Annotated in this window: 16 protein-coding genes and 1 tRNA gene; 13 read left to right on the top strand and 4 right to left on the bottom strand. The window is 70.3% G+C overall.

The window, feature by feature from the left end; all coding sequences use genetic code 11:
- The first annotated feature begins 49 nt into the window (after positions 1 to 49).
- The 8 genes from galU (at position 50) to ACWDZ6_RS18070 (ending at position 8064) form a co-directional block, all read left to right on the top strand.
- Positions 50 to 952 carry a UTP--glucose-1-phosphate uridylyltransferase GalU gene (galU, locus tag ACWDZ6_RS18035; RefSeq protein WP_366731575.1) on the top strand — a complete coding sequence of 301 codons (903 nt, stop codon included), beginning with the start codon at positions 50 to 52 and terminating at the stop codon, positions 950 to 952.
- Between the two features lie 4 nt (positions 953 to 956).
- Positions 957 to 2258: a molybdotransferase-like divisome protein Glp gene (gene glp / locus ACWDZ6_RS18040; RefSeq protein WP_366731574.1), complete on the top strand. Its 1302-nt coding sequence runs from the start codon at positions 957 to 959 to the stop codon at positions 2256 to 2258.
- Positions 2259 to 2328: 70 nt separating this feature from the next.
- The gene (gene moaC, locus ACWDZ6_RS18045; RefSeq protein ID WP_366731573.1) at positions 2329 to 2808 is read left to right on the top strand and encodes a cyclic pyranopterin monophosphate synthase MoaC; all 480 of its coding nucleotides are present in this window, start codon (positions 2329 to 2331) and stop codon (positions 2806 to 2808) included.
- A gap of 173 nt (positions 2809 to 2981) precedes the next feature.
- Positions 2982 to 3485 (top strand): MogA/MoaB family molybdenum cofactor biosynthesis protein, encoded by a 504-nt coding sequence (locus ACWDZ6_RS18050; RefSeq protein WP_451503752.1) that lies wholly within the window; start codon positions 2982 to 2984, stop codon positions 3483 to 3485.
- A 17-nt stretch (positions 3486 to 3502) separates the two neighbouring features.
- Positions 3503 to 4114, top strand: coding sequence for a GNAT family N-acetyltransferase (locus tag ACWDZ6_RS18055; protein WP_451503646.1), 612 nt, complete (start codon positions 3503 to 3505; stop codon positions 4112 to 4114).
- 136 nt (positions 4115 to 4250) lie between these two features.
- Positions 4251 to 5363, top strand: coding sequence for a divisome protein SepX/GlpR (gene sepX / locus ACWDZ6_RS18060; protein ID WP_451503647.1), 1113 nt, complete (start codon positions 4251 to 4253; stop codon positions 5361 to 5363).
- A gap of 100 nt (positions 5364 to 5463) precedes the next feature.
- A tRNA-Ala gene (locus tag ACWDZ6_RS18065) sits at positions 5464 to 5537 on the top strand.
- 187 nt (positions 5538 to 5724) lie between these two features.
- Entirely contained in the window at positions 5725 to 8064 is a 2340-nt protein-coding gene (locus tag ACWDZ6_RS18070) for an MMPL family transporter (protein WP_451503648.1), read from the top strand.
- Between the two features lie 94 nt (positions 8065 to 8158).
- Here ACWDZ6_RS18070 and ACWDZ6_RS18075 read toward each other — a convergent pair whose 3' ends face one another.
- Together ACWDZ6_RS18075 and ACWDZ6_RS18080 are read right to left on the bottom strand one after the other, a co-directional pair.
- Positions 8159 to 9112: a trypsin-like serine peptidase gene (locus ACWDZ6_RS18075; RefSeq protein ID WP_451503649.1), complete on the bottom strand. Its 954-nt coding sequence runs from the start codon at positions 9110 to 9112 to the stop codon at positions 8159 to 8161.
- A gap of 110 nt (positions 9113 to 9222) precedes the next feature.
- Positions 9223 to 9723, bottom strand: coding sequence for a GNAT family N-acetyltransferase (locus ACWDZ6_RS18080; RefSeq protein ID WP_451503650.1), 501 nt, complete (start codon positions 9721 to 9723; stop codon positions 9223 to 9225).
- A gap of 62 nt (positions 9724 to 9785) precedes the next feature.
- Between ACWDZ6_RS18080 and ACWDZ6_RS18085 the strand changes: the two genes are divergently transcribed.
- The gene (locus ACWDZ6_RS18085) at positions 9786 to 10583 is read left to right on the top strand and encodes an exodeoxyribonuclease III (RefSeq protein WP_351453299.1); all 798 of its coding nucleotides are present in this window, start codon (positions 9786 to 9788) and stop codon (positions 10581 to 10583) included.
- 167 nt (positions 10584 to 10750) lie between these two features.
- On the opposite strand, the gene ACWDZ6_RS18090 is transcribed toward ACWDZ6_RS18085, so the two are convergent.
- Positions 10751 to 11377 carry a MerR family transcriptional regulator gene (locus ACWDZ6_RS18090; protein WP_451503753.1) on the bottom strand — a complete coding sequence of 209 codons (627 nt, stop codon included), beginning with the start codon at positions 11375 to 11377 and terminating at the stop codon, positions 10751 to 10753.
- 166 nt (positions 11378 to 11543) lie between these two features.
- Between ACWDZ6_RS18090 and ACWDZ6_RS18095 the strand changes: the two genes are divergently transcribed.
- The 4 genes from ACWDZ6_RS18095 (at position 11544) to ACWDZ6_RS18110 (ending at position 15246) form a co-directional block, all read left to right on the top strand.
- Positions 11544 to 13079, top strand: coding sequence for a flavin-containing monooxygenase (locus tag ACWDZ6_RS18095; protein WP_451503651.1), 1536 nt, complete (start codon positions 11544 to 11546; stop codon positions 13077 to 13079).
- Positions 13076 to 14020 carry an alpha/beta fold hydrolase gene (locus ACWDZ6_RS18100; protein ID WP_451503652.1) on the top strand — a complete coding sequence of 315 codons (945 nt, stop codon included), beginning with the start codon at positions 13076 to 13078 and terminating at the stop codon, positions 14018 to 14020. The genes ACWDZ6_RS18095 and ACWDZ6_RS18100 overlap by 4 nt, the downstream gene beginning before the upstream one ends.
- Positions 14017 to 14898 carry an SDR family oxidoreductase gene (locus ACWDZ6_RS18105; RefSeq protein WP_451503653.1) on the top strand — a complete coding sequence of 294 codons (882 nt, stop codon included), beginning with the start codon at positions 14017 to 14019 and terminating at the stop codon, positions 14896 to 14898. Before ACWDZ6_RS18100 ends, ACWDZ6_RS18105 begins: the two co-directional genes overlap by 4 nt.
- A 99-nt stretch (positions 14899 to 14997) precedes the next feature.
- On the top strand, positions 14998 to 15246 hold the full coding sequence (locus ACWDZ6_RS18110) for a hypothetical protein (RefSeq protein WP_451503654.1): 249 nt from the start codon (positions 14998 to 15000) through the stop codon (positions 15244 to 15246).
- Between the two features lie 161 nt (positions 15247 to 15407).
- Here the strand turns inward: ACWDZ6_RS18110 and ACWDZ6_RS18115 are convergent, their stop codons facing one another.
- Entirely contained in the window at positions 15408 to 18725 is a 3318-nt protein-coding gene (locus ACWDZ6_RS18115; protein WP_451503655.1) for a S41 family peptidase, read from the bottom strand.
- Between the last annotated feature and the right edge of the window lie 140 nt (positions 18726 to 18865).

An 18865-nucleotide genomic window follows, 5' to 3' on the forward strand; every position in this document is an offset into this window, starting at 1 on the left:
TAACCGGAGCCTCATCTTCAGCCCAATCTCACCGGATAGTGTGAAGCGTATGACTCAGTCGCACCCCAGGATCAGCAAGGCTGTCATCCCTGCCGCAGGCCTCGGAACCCGGTTCCTGCCTGCCACGAAAGCCACTCCCAAAGAGATGCTGCCTGTCGTCGACAAGCCTGCGATCCAGTACGTCGTCGAGGAGGCGGTCGCGGCCGGTCTCTCCGACGTACTCATGATCACAGGTCGCAACAAGCGCCCGCTCGAGGACCACTTCGACCGCAACTACGAGCTGGAGAGCGCGCTCACCCGCAAGGGCGACGCCGAACGTCTGGCCAAGGTGCAGGAGTCGAGCGATCTCGCCACCATGCACTATGTGCGCCAGGGCGACCCGCGCGGCCTCGGCCACGCCGTGCTGTGTGCCGCCCCGCACGTCGGCGACCAGCCCTTCGCGGTCCTCCTCGGCGACGACCTGATCGACCCGCGCGACCCGCTGCTCGCCCGCATGGTCGAGATCCAGGAGCGGGAGGGCGGCAGCGTCATCGCGCTGATGGAGGTCGATCCCGCCCAGATCCATCTGTACGGCTGCGCGGCCGTCGAGGCCACCGGCGAGTCCGACGTGGTCAGGGTGACCAAGCTGGTCGAGAAGCCCGACCCGTCCGAGGCGCCGAGCAACCTCGCCATCATCGGCCGCTATGTCCTGGATCCCGCGGTTTTCGAGATACTCCGGCAGACCGAGCCGGGTCGCGGCAACGAGATCCAGCTCACCGACGCCCTCGAGAAACTCGCCGAGGACGAGAAGGTGGGCGGCCCGGTGCACGGCGTCGTTTTCAAGGGCCGCCGCTATGACACCGGCGATCGTGGCGACTACTTGCGGGCAATTGTCAGACTCGCGTGCGAACGTGAAGACCTGGGCCCGGAGTTCCGGACCTGGCTTCGCAGTTATGTGACCGAGGAGATGTAGCACCGTGAGCAGCACGATCTGGTCGGTGGACGACCATCTGGAGGACATCCTCGGCGCGATCCGTCCGCTGGATCCGATCGAGCTGCAACTGCCGGACGCCCAGGGCTGCGTTCTCGTCGAGGACGTCACGGTGCAGGTTGCCCTGCCCCCCTTCGACAACAGCTCCATGGACGGCTACGCGGTCCGTACGGCGGATGTATCGGGAGCCACCGAGGAGTTCCCGGCCGTCCTCACGGTCATCGGCGATGTGGCGGCCGGCGGCGGCGGCCTGCCCACGGTCGGCCCCGGCCAGGCCGCGCGCATCATGACCGGCGCCCCGCTGCCGCCCGGCGCGGAGGCGGTCGTCCCCGTCGAGTGGACCGACGGCGGTACGGGCGGCGGCGCGGCCACCACGATGCGCCCGGCCGGCGAGGCCCCCGAGGGCGCGAGCGGCGAGGTCCGCGTCCACCGCCCGGTCGAGGCAGGGGCCCATGTGCGCTCGCGCGGCAGCGACGTCCAGGCGGGCGATCTGGCGCTGGAGGAAGGCACGGTCCTCGGCCCGCCGCAGATCGGACTGCTCGCCGCGATCGGCCGCGGCTCCGTGCGGGTACGGCCACGCCCGCGCGTCGTCGTGCTCTCCACCGGCAGCGAACTGATCCAGCCCGGCGAGCGGTTGGGCGAGGGCCAGATCTATGACTCCAACAGCTTCGCGCTGTGCGCCGCCGCACGTGACGCGGGCGCCCTCTCCTACCGGGTGGGCGCGGTCGCGGACGACGCGGAGACCCTGCGCGCCACCATCGAGGACCAGCTGATCCGTGCCGATCTGCTGGTCACGACGGGCGGTGTCAGCGTCGGCGCGTACGACGTGGTCAAGGAAGCCCTCTCGTCCGTGGGTGACGAGGACGTGCCGGGTAGCGGGATCGATTTCCGCAAGCTCGCCATGCAGCCCGGCAAGCCGCAGGGCTTCGGTTCGATCGGCCACGAGCACACCCCGCTGCTGGCGCTGCCTGGCAATCCGGTCTCGTGCTACGTCTCCTTCGAACTCTTCGTACGTCCCGCGATCCGGGCCCTGATGGGCCTGAAGGACGTCCACCGGCCGAAGGTCCGCGCCGCACTCAAGGCCGACAAGGCCCTGTCGTCCCCCTCCGGCAAGCGGCAGTTCCTGCGGGGTGCGTACGACCCCGAATCGGGCACCGTCTCCCCGGTCGGCGGCTCCGGCTCCCATCTGATCGCGGCGCTCGCCCATGCGGACTGCCTGATCGTCGTCCCGGAGTCCGACACCTCGGTCGAGCCCGGCGCGGAGATGGAAGTGGTCCTCATCGGGTGACCTGTGTGCGGTGGCGGTACCGTGTCTGCCCAAACAGGCCGTGAAGGCCCGGACCGGGAGCGCCGCACCAATGAGCACGCACGACAGGCTGACGCACATCGACGAGGCGGGGGCGGCCCGCATGGTCGACGTCTCCGGGAAGGACGTCACCTCACGCACCGCCCGCGCCAGCGGCAGGGTCCTGGTATCACCGCAGGTCGTGGAGCTGCTGCGGGGTGAGGGCGTCCCCAAGGGCGACGCTCTCGCCACGGCTCGTATCGCGGGCATCATGGGCGCCAAGCGCACTCCCGATCTGATCCCGCTCTGCCATCCGCTCGCGGTCTCCGGTGTGAAACTCGATCTGAAGGTCGCCGACGACGCCGTCGAGATCATCGCGACGGTGAAGACGACGGACCGCACGGGCGTCGAGATGGAGGCCCTGACGGCGGTATCGGTCGCCGCGCTCACCGTCGTCGACATGGTCAAGGCCGTGGACAAGGCGGCGGTCATCACCGACGTGCGGGTCGAGGAGAAGACGGGCGGCAAGTCCGGCGACTGGATCCGCTCATGAGCCCGGCGCCGCGGGCCGGAGAGGTCTACGGCCACAGCCACGGGCCCGGCCCCGAGGCCGCCGCCCCGGAAACCGCCGGTCTCGACGCGACCGCCGCCGACGCGACCGCCGCCGACGCGACCGCCGCCGACGCGACCGCCGCCGAGCCGGCCGCGCCGTACCGGGCCCTTGTCGTGACGGCATCGAACCGTGCCTCCGCCGGGGTCTACGCCGACAAGGGCGGCCCGATCCTCGCCGAGGGCCTGGCCGCGCTCGGCTTCCAGGTCGAAGGCCCCCGGGTCGTGCCGGACGGCGACCCCGTCGAGCAGGCCCTGCGGGACGGGATCGCGGCCGCGTACGACGTCATCCTCACCACCGGCGGCACCGGCATCTCGCCCACCGACCGGACGCCCGACGTCACCGCCCGCGTCCTGGACCACGAGATCCCCGGCATCCCCGAGGCGATCCGCGCGTACGGACGCGACAAGGTGCCTACCGCGGCCCTGTCCCGTGGACTCGCCGGTGTCGCCGGCCGCACCCTGATCGTCAACCTCCCAGGCTCCACGGGCGGAGTACGCGACGGACTCGCCGTACTGGAGAAGCTCCTGATTCACGCCGTCGAACAGATCCGCGGTGGAGACCACCCCAGACCCATCCCCCGGACTCCGTCCGGGGGGACCCCCAGGAGCTCAAGCTGAACGCCCCGTTCTGGCCGGTGATCCTGGCGGACGGCGATATCGCCCTTCGCCCGATAAAGCTGCGCGACCAGCGGGCCTGGCGCGAGGTCAACCGGCGCAACCGCGACTGGCTGCGGCCCTGGGAGGCGACGATTCCGCCACCCGCCCCCGGCGGCCCGGCCGCGCAGCGTCCCACCTACCGCCAGATGGTCCGCCATCTGCGCGCCGAGGCCAACGCCGGCCGGATGCTGCCCTTCGTCATCGAGTACCGGGGACAGCTCGTCGGTCAGCTGACGGTCGCCGGAATCACCTGGGGCTCGATGTGTTCGGGGCATGTCGGCTACTGGGTCGACCGGGAGGTGGCGGGCCGCGGTGTCATGCCGACGTCTGTCGCCCTCGCCGTCGACCACTGCTTCCGTACGGTCGGACTGCACCGCATCGAAGTCTGCATTCGCCCGGAAAACGTCCCCAGCCGCCGGGTCGTGGAGAAACTCGGATTCCGCGACGAGGGTCTGCGTCCCCGTTACCTCCACATCGATGGTGCGTGGCGGGACCATCTGGTCTTCGCGCTCACGGCCGAGGAGGTGCCGGAGGGACTGCTGCGCCGCTGGCACCAGGCGCGACCCGGAACGCCACGGGAAATAAAATAAATGTTCGAAATTGATCGCCGTCGGCCATGAACTGATCTGAACAATCACAAAAAAAGTCCGTGATATCAGCCAGATCGTGCGACACACCGGGCCAATTGGCGGATGCCCTCGCGAGAAGCCCTCTACGGTGTGAAGCGTGAGTAGCAGTGGCCTCATCTACGCAGTCATCGTCGGGGCCTGGGCCGCCTACTTGGTGCCGATGTGGCTCCGCAGGCAGGACGAGCTCAATGAAGCCCGTCCGACGGAACGCTTCTCCACCGCCATCCGGCTGCTGTCCGGACGCGGGGCGATGGAGCGCCGGTACGCCAAGGAGCTGCGAGAGCGCACGGCCGAGGAGCCGGGGTCCGACGTGGACCCGGACGCGGCCACGGACCGTTTGAGTTCCGTGGACGTCCGGGCTTTCGCCATGCCCCCGGCCCGTACCGAAGCCCGGCTCGACGTCCCGGCCCGTCCGGTGCCCGCGCAGGCGGAACCCCCCCAGGCCCAGCACCGGCCGTCGGCCCGCCCCGCGGCCCGGCGTCCGCGTCCGGACGGCGCCGCCGCCGCCGAGCGTGCCCGCCGTACCAAGGTCCTGGCCCGCCGCAGACGCACCACGGTGGTCCTCTTCTTCGCCTTCACACTCGGCACGATTGTCGCTGCGGTCGGCGGACTCGGCTTCCTGTGGGCCCCGGCCCTCCCGGCGGTGCTCCTCAGTGTGTACATCGTGCATCTGCGCGGCCGGGAGCGGCGGCGCTTCGCGTTCACCATGGACCGGCGCCGGGCAGAGGCCGCGGCGCAGCAGCTGCGCGAGAACCGTCCCCGTCGGCACCAGGCCGCGGCGGCGTCCGCGGTCGAGCCTGACGAGGAGCAGGAGACGCGTCCCGAGCCCGAACCCGCCGTCGCGCTCTCCCCGCAGGAGGCAGGACGCCGCGCGCTGGTCGAGCAGACCGACCACGCGGAGTGGGTCGACCAGCAGCGCGAACGCGGCCCGGCGCGCGGCGACAGCTGGGACCCGGTCCCGGTCCCGTTGCCGACGTACGTCACCGCTCCGGTCGCTCCCCGCGCGACGAGCGGCGTGGACTTCAGCGACCCGGAGACCTGGAGCTCGGCGCGCTCCTCGACCGCGGAGCCGACCCAGGAATCGGCGCCGGCGGCCGACGCGCCTCCGCGCCAGCGGACGTCCTCGGCCCGCCGGGCCCGCGACCGCGGCCGCACGCCGCTCTTCGACCAGTACGCGGAAGAGGACCGGCCACGCGCCGCCAACGAGTGAGCACGGACGCGTCCCGGCTCCGCCGGCGTGCTTCCGTGACCAGCGAGGGAACGGATTTCCAAGCACCCCAATGGGGGTGCTAAGGTTTCACTCGTTGCAAGGGCCTGTGGCGCAGTCTGGTAGCGCACCTCGTTCGCATCGAGGGGGTCTGGGGTTCAAATCCCCACAGGTCCACAACAACTGACGAGATCCCGTCCGGTCATTCCGACCGGACGGGATCTCGTCGTTTTGCGCATGCCGTGCGAGCGGATCGGTCTTTTAATGCTGAATGTCCGCTGTGTTTCTCTCCGGGTCGGTGGCGGAGAGAGCACCTCCAGACTTCGGCAGCCATCCGTGCGCCGGTTCTCGTCGGGAGAAACGCATGTCGTTGGCTCAGCCTCCGCAGGACTCCCCCGCGCCTTCCTCCGCCTCCGCCCCACCCCCCGCAGCCGCGCCCGCGCCCGCCCCCCGCAAAGGCCTGCTGCGGCGACTCGGTGAAGGGTGCGCCCGCCGCTGTGGGGTGGTCATCCTGGCCTGGCTGGTCGCCCTCGCGGGCCTGCAGGTTCTGCAGCACGCGTACGGCGGCGACTACTCCGACAACTTCTCGCTGCCCGGAGTCCAGTCGACCGAGGGGCTGGACGTGCTCAAGGAGCACGATCCCGCTGCCGGCGGATACGCCGCCCAGATCGTCCTGAACGACACGGCCAAGCCACTCACCGGCTTCGCCCCGCAGATGTCCACGGTGATCGGCAGCCTCCGGAAGCTGCCGCATGTGCTGTCCGCGCAGAACCCGCTGCCTCCGCCGGGCTCGACGCCTCCTCCGCAGCAGCCGGCCGGGCAGAACATCGGCCCGCTCTCCACGGACGGCGCAACCGCGTACATCACGGTCCGCTTCGATGTGCAGCCGTCCACTCTGGAGAAGTCGTATCTCGGCGGTGTGGACTCGGCCGTCCAGCCGCTGCGCTCCGCCGGGGTGGATGTGGAGTACGGCGGTCCGCTGGGAGAGCTGGCCAGACCCGAGGCCAACGACCGGCTCAGTGAGCTGATCGGCTTCGGCGTGGCGATCCTCGTTCTGCTGATCGGCTTCGGCAGTGTGCTCGCCGCCGGTGTGCCACTGCTGACGGCGCTGGTCAGTGTGATCTGCGGGCTCGCCTGCCTCGGGCTGCTCGCCGCCGCGTTCACCTTCGCCACCGTCTCACCCACGCTGGCCACCATGATCGGTCTCGGCGTGGGCATCGACTACGCGCTGTTCCTGATCACCCGGCATCGGCAGAACCTCATGAACGGCGCCGATCCCGTGGCCGCCGCGGGCATGGCGGTGGCCACCAGCGGCCGGGCGGTGCTCGTCTCCGGATGCACCGTCATCATCGCCCTGATGGGACTGTCGGTCTCCGGGGTCAGCTTCATCTCCAAACTCGGTGTGGCGGCCGCCGTCACCGTGATCTCGGCGGTCGCCGGCGCGCTCACCCTGGTGCCCGCGCTGCTGGGGCTGATCGGCCGACGGATCGACAAGTACCGGGTGCGCAAGCCGATCGCGGAGACGGACGCCGAGCCGGGCGCCGAGGCGCAGGGCACCTGGCACCGGTACGCGCAGCGCGTCGAGCGCCGGCCGTGGTGGTTCCTGACCGGTGGGGTGGCCGTCATCGCCGTGCTCGCCATCCCGCTGTTCTCCATCCAGCTCGGCCACATCGGGGACGGCGCCGACCCGAAGTCCTTCACCGACCGGCGGGCGTACGACCTCATGTCCGGCGCCTTCGGCCCCGGGTCCAACGGGCCGCTGACCCTTGTCATCGACCAGACCGCGGTCCCGTCCGCCGACCGCGCGGCGCTCGCGACACAGGCCCGAAAGGCGCTCACCCATGTGCCGGGGGCCGCCGCCATCACCCCGCTGAAGCCCACCAAGGACGGGGACGTACTGGTCGGCACCGCCTATTCGCAGCAGGCGCCGCAGGACGAGGTCACCACAGAGCTGGTCAACCGGCTGGAGGACGACGCCCTGCCCGAGGCCGTCAACGGCACTGCCGCGCAGGGCTATGTCACCGGGACGACCGCGGCCCAGGTCGACTTCCTGGACATCGTCTCCAGCCGACTGCCCCTGATCATCGCCGTGGTGGTCGCTCTCGCCTTCCTCATCATCCTGATCGTCTTCCGCGGACTGCTGGTCGCGGTCAAGGCGGCCGTGCTCAACGTCCTGTCCATCGCTGCCTCGTACGGAGTGGTGGTGGCCGTCTTCCAGTGGGGCTGGGGCGGCCCGGCGCTGGGGGTGTCGGGCAAGGTACCCATCGAGAGTTATGTGCCGATGATGATGTTCGCCATCGTCTTCGGACTGAGCATGGACTACGAGATCTTCCTGCTCTCCCGCGTGCACGAGGCATGGCTGCGCACCGGCGACCCGAAGGCGAGCGTCGCGCACGCGCTGGAGATCACCGCACGCGTCATCACCTGCGCCGCGCTCATCATGGTGAGCGTCTTCGCCGCCTTCGTGGTCAGCGACAACATCGTGGTCAAGATGCTGGGCCTGGGCCTGGCCGTGAGCGTGCTCATCGACGCGACCGTGGTGCGGCTGCTGCTGGTGCCGGCGGTGATGACGCTGATGGGGCGGGCCGCATGGTGGACGCCGCGGTGGCTGGACCGGATCCTGCCGCATGTGGACACCGAGGGCGAGCACGAGATGGCGGGCGCGGCCGGTGACGGTGTGCCTGCCGGCAGCGGGCGGCGCTGACCCGGCCCCGCCGGGGTCAGCGCCGCCCGGGTGCCCTCCCGCGTACTCGGTGAGACCGGCGGGGACTGAGCGGCCCCGCCGGCTCCCGAATGGATCAGGAGGTCTGGGCCTTGTCGTAGACGGCCTTGGCCTCATTGCCGAAGTACGGGCCGAACATCCGGTTGGGCAGGAAGATGTAGCCGAAGCTGTTCACCGATGCCTGCAGCCCGGTGCCGGTGGCCTCGCTGAACGAGGTGAACCAGGGGCCGCCGCTGGAGCCGCCCGTCATATTGCAGCCCAGGCTGTGGTCCTGCGAGAACAGGAAGTCCTTCGAGCTGTTGCCGCTGCAGTAGATCAGCTTCGTGCCGTCGTACGGTGCGGCCGCGGGGAAGCCGAAGGCGTACATGGGTTTGTTGTAGCCGCCGTTGAAGCTCAGTCCCTGCGCCCCGACCGTATCGGCGAGCCTCTTGCCGTTCAGCGGGGCGACGACGGCCAGGCCGACGTCGTAGTTGATGTCCTCGCTCGCCGCCCACTGGTCCGTCGAGAACGTCTTGGTGGCGGACCACTGACCGTACGGCGCCTGGCCGTTGTTGTACGCGGGCACGAAGACCCAGTTGGTGTGCCAGCTGCCCTGGTACTTCACGCAGTGACCCGCGGTGATCACCGTGCTGCCGTTCTGGCCGGTGACCGAGTCGCCGGAGCAGGATGCCGTACGGCCCTGGAAGGTGAAGAACACCCGGCCCGATGTCTTGACCACGGCGCCGCCGCCCGTCCACGCGCCGCCGGCCTGCGGGAAGGCGGTGGGGGAGAGGGCGGTCGGCGGGACCACCGTCTCCTTGCCGCCGGACCGGGGGGCTCTGACCGAGCCGGGAGCGGCCTGGATCAGGTCGAGCGGAGTGGCGTTGCGCATCCGCTCAGCGGTCCAGAAGCCTTGCGTCTGCCGCTGCTTGAAGACGGTGGGTGCGGTGTCCGGTGTGGGGGCGGCGCCGGCGGAGGTGGCGGACAGCGCTCCGGTGAGCAGGGTGCCGACGGCCAACAGGATCCCGGCGGCGGTGCGATGGCGTCTCACGCATGTCTCCTTCTGCCGTGCCCGCGCGTGGAGTCGCGCGGGCAGGGTGGGGGATGAGGCGGTGCGGATCGGCGTGCGTGAGGCAGAGTGCCACGGGAATCTTGGATATGTCAGGGTCGCGACAAAGGCTTCGCGAAGCAGCGGCTGTTCTCGTACTCGCGGTAGTGGCCGAATTTCGCCGTGCAGAGCGTGTAGCCGCTGGAGGTGTAGAGGGCGATCGCCTCGGGCTGCTTGGTGCCGGTCTCCAGGACCATGCGGGTGCGGCCGGCGGCGCGGGCGTCGTCCTCCAGGGCGGCCAGGATCCGGCGGGCCAGACCCAGACCGCGCGCCTCGCGGATCACATACATGCGCTTGAGCTCGGCGTCTCCGTCGGAGTAACCCTCGTCGTTCGCGTCCTGCGAGCGCCAGCCGCCGGTGGCGACGGGCCGGCCCCGGTCGTCGTACGCGAGGAGATAGAGACCGTGGGGCGGTGTGAACATCGAGGCGTCGAGCGGTGTGACATCGCCCTCGCTCTCGCCCTCGTCGCTGTAGCGCTCGCCGTACTCGAGCTGGACCTGGTCGTTGAGTTTGACGGCATCGGGGTGGTCGAAGGGCATGGTGCGCAATTCCATGCCCAGAAGCGTACGTGCATGCGAATACATGCTGCCGGTGTGGTGCTCGGTAGGCTGCCGGGATGCTCACCGTGACCACCGTGAATGTCAATGGACTCCGCGCCGCGGCCAAGAAGGGCTTCGTGGAGTGGCTGGCCGGTACCGCCGCCGACGCGATCTGCCTCCAGGAGGTGCGGGCCGAGGCGCACCAGCTCCCCGACGAGGTGCGCGAGCCCGAGGGCTGGCACACGGTGCACGCCCCGGCCGTCGCGAAGGGCCGTGCGGGCGTCTCGCTCTACACACGGCGCGAGCCGGACCAGGTGCGGATCGGGTTCGGGTCGGGCGAGTTCGACGCGAGCGGCCGGTACGTCGAGGCGGACCTGCCCGGCGTCACGGTCGCCAGCCTCTACCTGCCCTCGGGCGAGGTGGGGACGGAGCGTCAGGACGAGAAGACGCGGTTCATGGCGGAGTTCCTGCCGTACCTCGCCGAGTTGAAGGCGCGCGCGGCGGCCGACGGGCGCGAGGTCGTGGTCTGCGGCGACTGGAACATCGCGCACCAGGAGGCCGACCTCAAGAACTGGAAGGGCAACAAGAAGAACTCCGGGTTCCTGCCCGAGGAGCGGGAGTGGATGACCCGTGTCTTCGACGAGGCGGAGTACGTGGACGTGGTGCGCGCGCTGCACCCGGACGAGGAGGGGCCGTACTCCTGGTGGTCGTACCGGGGACGGGCCTTCGACAACGACACAGGCTGGCGCATCGACTACCAGGTGGCGACGCCGGGTCTGGCGAAGCGCGCGGTGAAGGCGTGGGTCGAGCGGGCGGCGACGCACGGGGAGCGGTGGAGCGACCATGCGCCGGTGACGGCGGTCTACGAGCTGTAGTGGTCTACGAGCTGTAGGGGCCTATCAGCTGTAGCGGTCGGCGAGCTCTGCAGTGGTCGGCGAGCTCTGCAGTGGTCTACGGGCTCTGCGCTGGTCCACGGGCACTCCAGTGGTCATGAGCCGCAGCCGTACGAGCTGCGGTCCGGCGGGCCGTGCCCTTGTCGCCGCTACCGGTCCGTTGCCCTGCGCAGCAGGCGGTCCATCGCCATCGAGAGTTCCGCGTCCACGACGCTCTTCGCCAGCGGGCGCAGCCGGTCCGCACCGCCCTGTGGGGTGTGGGTGTTCAGCACCTCGACGAAGAGTTCGGCCAGCGCGTCCGCGTGGGCGCGGACCCGGCGGCCCGTGTCCAGGACCACGGCGAGCGGTACGCCTTCCCGTACGAGTGCCGCCGAGACGTCCAGCAGGCGCCGGCTGATGTGGACGATCTCGTCGCCGTCCGTCGCCAGATAGCCGAGGTCCAGCGCGGCGGCCAGGTTCTCGGGAGTGACCTCGCCCTCGAAGTAGTCGGCGAGCTCCTCCGGGCTGAGCCTGACCGGCGTCTCCTCGGTGGGTTCGCCGAGGCCGAGCACCTCGCCGACGTCGCGTCCGCTCTCGAAGGCGGTGGCGAGATCCGCGATGCCGTTGAGCGTGTGGCCGCGTTCCAGCAGTGCGGCGATCGTGTGGAGCCGGGCCAGATGATGCTCGTCGTACCAGGCGATACGGCCCTCGCGGCGGGGCGGCGGGATCAGTCCGCGCTCGCGGTAGAAGCGCACCGTGCGCGCCGTGATGCCGGCCTCCTTGGCCAGCTCCTCCATGCGGTACTCGCGCCCTGCTCGTCCTTCTGCCACGTCGGCCAGCCTATGTTGTACCGGCAGTAACTTACTCGGTCCGCCCCCTACCGCCGGGTATGTTGCTGCTCTACTCTCCCAACTGTGCCAGTGATCGCTGGCGGGGTTGTGACGTTCAGCGGGAGGCGGCGGCATGGGCCAGCACGAGCACGTACGGGTGGCGGTGATCGGATCCGGATTCGGCGGCCTCGGGGCCGCGGTCCGGCTGCGCCGCGAAGGGATCACCGACTTCGTCGTCCTGGAGCGGGCCGACTCCGTCGGCGGGACCTGGCGGGACAACAGCTATCCCGGGTGCGCCTGCGACGTGCCCTCGCATCTCTACTCGTTCTCCTTCGCGCCCAACCCCGACTGGCCGCGCACGTTCTCCGGGCAGCAGCACATCCGCGCGTATCTGGAGCATGTCGCGGACACCTTCCGGCTCCGCTCCCACATACGCCTCCGTCACGAAGTGCTGATGATGCGCTGGGACAAGGACGCGCTGCGCTGGGAGATAGAGACCTCGAAGGGGACGCTGACCGCCGATGTCGTGGTCTCGGCGACCGGGCCACTGTCGGACCCCAAGATTCCGGAGATTCCCGGGCTCGCCGGATTCCCCGGCAAGGTCTTCCACTCCTCCCGCTGGGACCATGACTACGACCTGCGCGGCAAGCGCGTCGCCATGATCGGGACCGGTGCGTCGGCGATCCAGATCGTGCCGTCGATCCAGCCGGAGGCCGCACAGCTGACGCTGTTTCAGCGGACCCCGCCATGGGTGATGCCGCGCATGGACCGCGCGATCACCGGTGCCGAGCGCTGGCTGCACCGTCAACTGCCGTTCACCGGCGCCGCCCGCCGCGGGCTGCTCTGGGGGATCAGGGAGCTGCAGGTCAGCGCGTTCACCAAGCGCCCGAACGAGCTCGGTCTCATCGAGTCGATCGCCAAGCGCAATATGGGCCGCTCGATCAAGGACCCGGCGCTGCGCGCCAAGCTCACGCCCTCGTACCGCATCGGCTGCAAGCGGATCCTGCTGTCGAGCGAGTACTACCCGGCCCTCGCCGAGCCGAATGTGGACGTGGTGGCCTCCGGGCTCGCGGAAGTGCGCGGATCGACGCTGGTCGCGGCCGACGGGACCGAGACCGAGGCCGACGCGATCATCTTCGGTACGGGTTTCCGAGTGACGGACATGCCGATCGCCGAGCGCGTGGTCGGCGCCGACGGGATCACTCTCGCCGAGGCGTGGAAGGACGGGATGCAATCGCTGCGCGGCGCCACCGCGGCGGGCTTCCCCAACTGGATGACGATCATCGGCCCGAACACCGGGCTCGGGAACTCCTCCATGATCCTGATGATCGAGTCGCAGCTGAACTATCTGGCCGACTACATGCGGCAGTTGAACGTTCTGGGCGGGCGCGTGGCGCTCGCGGCCCGGCCGTCCGCCGTGCACACCTGGAACCGGCGGCTGCAGGAGCGGATGGAGCGGACCGTGTGGAAGTCCGGCGGGTGCGACAGCTGGTATCTCGACGCGGCCGGCCGTAACACCACGCTCTGGCCCGGGACCACCGGTGAGTTCCGGCGTGCTACGCGTGAGGTGGACCTCGCGGAGTACGAGGTCGTCCGGGTGCCCGCGAAGGACGCCGAGCCGGCCGTGGGCGCCGGGCAGGCCGTGGAGCCCGCGGAGGTCGTGCGATGAGCCGGCTGCTGCGGCGTACGGACTCTCCTCCCGTCGCCGATCGCGAACTCACCGCTGTCTCCGCCGACGGTTCCCGGATCCATGTCGAGGTGCACGGTCCCGAGGACGCGCCCACGGTGGTGCTCGCCCACGGCTGGACCTGCTCGACGCACTTCTGGGCCGCACAGATACGGGACTTGGCGGCCGATCACCGGGTGGTCGTCTACGACCAGCGCGGTCACGGCCGTACGCCGCACGCCGCGGTCGGCACGGATCTGCTCGCCGACGACCTGGAAGCGGTACTCGCATCGGCACTGGCTCCGGGCGAGAAGGCCGTGCTCGCCGGGCACTCCATGGGCGGGATGACGCTGATGGCCGCGTCGGGCCGGGCCGCCTTCACGGAGCACGCGGCGGCTGTCCTGCTGTGCAGCACGGGCAGCGCGAGGCTGGTCGAGGACTCGCTGGTGCTGCCGCTGCGCGCTGGCCGGATCCGGACCCGGCTCACCCGGCTGATCCTCGGGGCGCGCGCCCCGCTCGGCCCGGTGACGCCGCTCTCGAAGCGCATTCTCAAGTACGGGACGATGGGCCCCGGTTCGGCGCCGGAACGGGTCGCGGAGTGCGCCCGTATCGTGCACGCCTGTCCGCGGGCGGCCCGGGTGGCCTGGGCGCGTGTGCTCGCCGAGCTCGATCTCGACACGGGTGTACGGGGGTTGAGGGTGCCGGCTGTGGTGGTGTCCGGCACGGCCGACCGGCTCACGCCGGTGGCGCACGCGCGGCGGCTGGCGGCCGCGCTGCCCGAGTGCGTCGAGCTAGTGGAGCTCGCCGGGATGGGACATATGACACCGGTGGAGGCTCCGGAGGTCGTCACCGCGAAGATCCGTGAGCTGGCCGGTACGTACCTGAACGCGAACGGGTCCGCGAAGGCGACCGTGAAGCAGAATGCCAAGGAGGAGGTCGCATGAGCAGGACCAGTCTGGAAGGACAGGTCGCGGTCGTCACGGGCGCGGCGCGGGGTGTGGGCGAGCTGCTGGCCCGCAAGCTCTCCGCGCGCGGCGCGAAGGTGGCGCTGGTGGGGCTGGAGCCCGAGGAGCTGAAGAAGGTCTCGGAGCGGCTGCGCTCCGAGAGCGACCACTGGTTCGCGGACGTCACCGACCACGAGGCGATGGCCCGGGTCGCCGAGGAGGTCAAGGCGCGCTTCGGCAAGGTCGACATCGTCGTCGCGAACGCGGGTGTCGCCTCCGGCGGCCCGTTCGCCGACTCGGATCCGGTCGCCTGGCGGCGGGTGATCGAGGTCAATCTGATCGGGAGCGCGGTCACCGGCCGGGCGTTCCTGCCGGTGCTGACGGAGAGCCGCGGCTACTTCCTGCAGATCGCGTCGCTGGCGGCGATCACGCCGGCGCCGATGATGACGGCGTACTGCGCGTCGAAGTCGGGTGTCGAGGCGTTCGCGCACAGCCTGCGCGCGGAGGTCGGGTACAAGGGTGTGCGGGTCGGGGTCGGCTATCTGTCCTGGACGGACACGGACATGGTGCGCGGAGCGGACCAGGACGAGGTGATGCGGGAGCTGCGGCAGCGGCTGCCGTGGCCCTCGAACAAGACGTATCCGCTCGGCCCGGCGGTGGACCGGATCGTGGCAGGGATCGAACGGCGGTCCTCGCATGTGTACGCGCAGTCGTGGCTGCGGGGGATGCAGTCGGTGCGGGGCTTCCTGCCGTCGCTGATCGGGGCGGTGGGGCAGCGGGAGATGCGGCGCTTCGAGCCTCGGCTGGGGGGCGTCGGGAAGGGGCTCGTGGGGGCGGGCGGAGCGGCGGACGAGGAGGCCCGTACACAGCATCGTTGATCGAAATGCGAGGTATGTCCTTGCGTGCCACGCTGGTCGAGGCCCAGGGGGCGTACGGGCCCCCGGATCCCCCTCACACTCTTCTAGGAGTGAATCTTCATGGGTATGAAGGACCAGCCCAAGGACAAGGCCTCGAAGCTCGAGGAGCAGTCGAAGCAGGCGAAGCCGTCGAGGCAGGCGAAGCCGTCGAAGCGGCAGATGAGCGGTGCGAAGGGCGAGGTGCCGGAGCGTGGTTCGCAGCCGGGGAAGGAAGACCCGGAGCGGACTCCCCGTGGCCGGGAGCAGGACATGACCCGCAAGGCCATGCAGGACGCCGAGGACAGGTTCAACCAGGACTACGACATCTGACGCGAGCGCTTGCGCTGTACCGCGTGGATGAGAGGCGCACCCGTGACGACGGGCGCGCCTCTCGTTCGTACCCGGTGCGGCTCCGTCCCCGCAGGGCGCCTGTCCCGAAGGCAGGGCACCTGTCCCGAAGCCAACGCTTCATCGCGAGGCTCGGCGCTGCCTCATGCCTTTCGCGGAGGGAGCTTCGGACGGCGCAGATTCGGGACGCTCTCGTACCCGGGAGGCTGCGCCGAGCCTTGTTTCTTCAGCAGTTCCAGGCAGAGGTCGATCGCGTCGTCCATCTGGGCATGGCGGCCCTCCGCCCAGTCCAGTGGAGTGCGCAGCGCGTCCAGGTCCGGCTCCACACCGTGGTTCTCGACCGACCAGTCGTACTCGTCGAACCATGCCGCGTTCATCGGGACCGTGATCACCGTGCCGTCCACCAGGCGGTGGCGGCCCGTCATGCCGACCACCCCGCCCCAGGTCCGGCTGCCCACCACGGGCCCCAGGCCCAGGAGTTTGAACGCCGCCGTGATCATGTCGCCGTCCGATGACGTGGCCTCGTCCACCAGCGCGACGATCGGACCGCGCGGCGCGTTGGAGGCGTACGACACGGGCTGGGCGTTGCGCGTCAGGTCCCAGCCCAGGATCTTTCTGGTCAGCTTCTCGATCACCAGCTCGCTGATATGGCCGCCGGCGTTGCCCCGTACATCCACGATCAGCGCCGGCCGGGACACTTCGAGGCGCAGATCGCGGTTGAACTGCGCCCAGCCCGAACCGCCCATGTCCGGGATGTGCAGGTAGCCGCATTTGTCGCCGCTCAACTCCCGTACGACCTCACGGCGTTTGGCCACCCAGTCCTGGTAGCGCAGCGGCCGCTCGTCCACCAGCGGGACGATCGCCACCCGCCGGGACGGCCCGTCGCCGTCCGCCGGCCGGAATGTCAGCTCCACCGTCGTGCCGCCCGCCGCCGAGAGCATCGGGTACGGGCCGGCCACCGGATCCACCGGACGCCCGTCCACATGCGTGAGGATCGCGCCCTCGCGGATACCCGTACCGGCCAGCGGCGAGCGCGCCTTGGAGTCCGACGATTCGCCCGGCAGGATCCGCGCGATGATCCAATTCTCGTCCCGGCAGACCAGATTCACACCCAGCAGGCCCATCGGCCGCTGGTAGTGCGGCGGCCCCTCGTTCCGCCGGGCCGGTGTGACGTACGCATGGGACGTGCCCAGCTCACCCAGCACCTCGCGGAGCAGATCCGCGAACTCGTCCGGCGACGCGACCCGTTCGACCAGCGGACGGTACTGCTCGAGCACCGCGTCCCAGTCGATACCGCACATCCCCGGTTCCCAGAAGTACGCGCGGATGATGCGGCCCGCCTCGTCGTACGCCTGGCGCCATTCGGACGGCGGGTCGACTTCGTGCAGGATCCGGCGCAGATCCAGATAGACCGTCGAGTCGCTGTCGCCCGGCTCCGTGGCCGGGACGGCCCGCAGCTCACTGTCGTCCACGACCACCAGCCTGCTGCCGTCGCCGCTCACCGCGAACCAGTCCAGATGGCCGACCAGTTCGGTCTTGCGGGCCTTGGTGATGTCGAAGTGCTCGAGGGTGGGACGTCCGGAGGTGTCCGCCGGATTCGCGAAGGTCTCGCCGAGCGCGCCGGAGATCGGCCAGCGCAGCCAGACAAGTCCGCCGCCGCTCACCGCATGGAGCGCGGAGTACTTGGAGGCCGTCACGGGGAACGGCGTCACCCGGCTCTCCAGGCCCTCGATCTCGACCGTCACCGCCGTACCTCCCTCGGCGACCTCGGCGGAGGTGACCCCACCGGAGTCGACCAGGGGGTCGAGCCCGCCCGCCGCGGGCCGTCCGTCCGGCGACAGCGCGAACGGCGACGGCGTCGCGGAGGACAGCGGTACGAGATAGGGGCGGCAGCCCAGGGGGAAGGACAGGTCCCCGGTGTGCACGTCGTACACCGGGTCGAAGCCCCGCCAGGACAGGAAGGCGAGATAGCGGCCGTCCCTGGTGAAGACCGGATTCTCGTCCTCGAAGCGCCCGTTGGTGACGTCGACGATCGTACGGTCGGCGATCCGGGCCATCTTGATCTGCCGCAGGGAGCGGCCGATGCCCGGATGCGACCAGGTCAGCCACGCGCCGTCCGGCGAGAACGACAGGTCCCGCACCGGCCCGTTGGTGGAGCGGATCAGCTCCGTCACCTCTCCGGCCCCGGAGCCCTCGGCCCGGGCGATGTCCCCGGACCCGGACTCCTCCGTGGCGTCGAGCAGCAGCAGCCGCCCGTCGTGCGAGGCGATCGCGATCCGCTCGCCCTCCGGGTCCGACACCAGCTCATGGACGCGGCCCAGCTCGCCGGAGGCCAGCCGCCGCGGTTCCCGGTCCCCGCTCGCCCGCGGCAGATACGCGATTTCGACGGCGTCGGCAGCGTCCGCGTCCGTGACGTAGGCGACCTGGCCCGCGCTGCCGAGCATCTCGGGCATCCGTACCCGTACGCCGGGGGTGTCCGCGATCGTGCGGGCGGGGCCGTCGCGGTGGGTGAGCCAGTACAGGCTGCCGCGTACGTTGACGGCGCTGGCCCGTCCCGTCTCGTCGACCGAGATCGCGTCGACGTGACTGGCGGCAGGCACCTGGTAGCCGCGGCGTCCGGCGCGCGGGCCGCCGAGCCGTACCTCCAGCTTGCGGGGCACGGCGCCCGGGGTCGTCAGATCGTCGACGATCCACAGTTCGCCCGCGCACTGGTAGACGACTCTGCGGCCGTCGCTCGAGGCGTGCCGCGCATAGAAGGCGTCATGGTCGGTGTGGCGCAGGAGGCCGGTTCCGTCGGGCAGACAGGAGTAGAGGTTGCCGACGCCTTCGTGGTCGGAGAGGAAAGCGATCCGCCCCGAGACGAACATCGGGCAGTCCAGATGGCCGTTGAGGTCGGCGAGCAGCCGCTTGCCGTGCAGCCACAGCCTGCCCGTCGCTCCGCCCCGGTACCGCTTCCAGGCGGCCGGTTCGTGCGGCGGCTTGCCGGTGAGGAGCAGCGAGCGGTGTTCTCCGTCGATGTCCGCGACCTGGATGTCGGAGACCGGCCCCCAGGGCAGTCGCCGGCCGGGGAAGCCGTCGGTGGCCACCTTGTAGGCCCAGGAGAAGTACGAGAAGGGCTGGCTGTGCGAGGAGACGGCCAGGATGTTGCCGTCCGGGTCCCAGCTGCAGACCCGGGTGTCGGTGGAGCCCCAGTAGGTCAGCCGCCTGGCCGGTCCTCCGTCGACCGGGGCGAGATGGATCTCCGGGTCGAGGCTGCGCCAGTTCGTGTACGCGATATGGCGGCCGTCCGGGGAGAAGCGCGGATGGCCGACTCTGGTCCGGTCGACGGTGACCCGCCAGGCCCGTCCCGGCCGGTGGCCCTCCGCCACCAGGGGCGCGACCCAGAGATCGTCCTCGGCGGCGAAGCACAGCAAGTCGTCGTACAGATGCGGGAAACGGAGATACGCGACGTCGTCACTCACCCCCCAATGCTTTCGGTGCCTGGTGGGCGCGGCAACTCGTGGGGCCTGGTGAACCCTCTTCGGAATCGTGACCGACACCACAAGCGAAACGTTTTCGTTTCGCTGAGGGGCTGGGATAGGGTCCTGCTGTACGAAACCGT

It is taken from the genome of Streptomyces sp. NPDC002926 (genome assembly GCF_053591755.1).

What these genes read in the sequence shown, in the direction of transcription:
- galU (WP_366731575.1), top strand. Translation starts at nt 50, where the DNA reads ATGACTCAGTCGCACCCCAGGATCAGCAAGGCTGTCATCCCTGCCGCA.
- moaC (WP_366731573.1), top strand. Translation starts at nt 2,329, where the DNA reads ATGAGCACGCACGACAGGCTGACGCACATCGACGAGGCGGGGGCGGCC.
- ACWDZ6_RS18070 (WP_451503648.1), top strand. Translation starts at nt 5,725, where the DNA reads ATGTCGTTGGCTCAGCCTCCGCAGGACTCCCCCGCGCCTTCCTCCGCC.
- ACWDZ6_RS18080 (WP_451503650.1), bottom strand. Translation starts at nt 9,723, where the DNA reads ATGGAATTGCGCACCATGCCCTTCGACCACCCCGATGCCGTCAAACTC.
- ACWDZ6_RS18085 (WP_351453299.1), top strand. Translation starts at nt 9,786, where the DNA reads ATGCTCACCGTGACCACCGTGAATGTCAATGGACTCCGCGCCGCGGCC.
- ACWDZ6_RS18090 (WP_451503753.1), bottom strand. Translation starts at nt 11,377, where the DNA reads ATGGAGGAGCTGGCCAAGGAGGCCGGCATCACGGCGCGCACGGTGCGC.
- ACWDZ6_RS18095 (WP_451503651.1), top strand. Translation starts at nt 11,544, where the DNA reads ATGGGCCAGCACGAGCACGTACGGGTGGCGGTGATCGGATCCGGATTC.
- ACWDZ6_RS18100 (WP_451503652.1), top strand. Translation starts at nt 13,076, where the DNA reads ATGAGCCGGCTGCTGCGGCGTACGGACTCTCCTCCCGTCGCCGATCGC.
- ACWDZ6_RS18105 (WP_451503653.1), top strand. Translation starts at nt 14,017, where the DNA reads ATGAGCAGGACCAGTCTGGAAGGACAGGTCGCGGTCGTCACGGGCGCG.
- ACWDZ6_RS18110 (WP_451503654.1), top strand. Translation starts at nt 14,998, where the DNA reads ATGGGTATGAAGGACCAGCCCAAGGACAAGGCCTCGAAGCTCGAGGAG.